General features: G+C 62.4%; 1 protein-coding gene. It reads right to left on the bottom strand.

Annotation, left to right across the window (positions count from 1 at the left end; all coding sequences use genetic code 11):
* The coding region (locus AC3WT9_RS34645; RefSeq protein WP_492408995.1) for an AMP-binding protein at positions 1-630 on the bottom strand (630 nt) is incomplete at both ends.

The raw sequence follows: 630 nt of genomic DNA, 5'->3' as shown, positions 1-630 counted from the left end.
CGAGGTATAGATCACATACGCCAAACGCCGGGAATCCGGCGCAAGCTCCGGATTGGCCTCGGATTGCACCCGCCCTCCAGGCGTCAGCTCGATGACCATCCCCTCAAATCCGCATGAATCCTGGCCGGGCTGAATCAGCAGTACCGCCGCGCCGCTGTCCCCGAGCATATACCGGATGCGTTCGGCCGGCAGCGCCGGATCAATCGGCAAGTATGCCCCGCCGGCCTTCAGGATGCCATAAAGCCCTACCATCAGCTCCAGTGAGCGTTCCGCCATCACCGCTACAATCGTTTCCGGCCCCACACCTTGCCCGCGCAGCGTCCACGCCAGCTGGTTCGCCTGCCCGTTCAGCTCCGCGTAGGTCAGCTGCTGATCCCCGTACACGACCGCCACCGCATCCGGCGTCTTCTCCACCTGCTCCTCGAACAGACCGTGGATCGTCGCTTCCCGCGGATACGCCGCCACCGTATCGTTGAATCCGTGCAGTAGCTGTTGCTTCTCTTCCGTCGTCACAAGCTCATACGAGCCGATGCTTGCTTCCGGCTGACCGGCGATTTGCGACAAGAGCTGCACGAAGTGCATCAGGTACCGCCCGGCTGTCTCCTCATTGAACAGCGCGCAGCTGTATTC

This window comes from Paenibacillus sp. EB106-06-01-XG199 (genome assembly GCF_058791575.1).
Note: the sequence above shows the minus strand (reverse complement) of the source record. Positions and strands in the feature narration are given on the sequence as shown.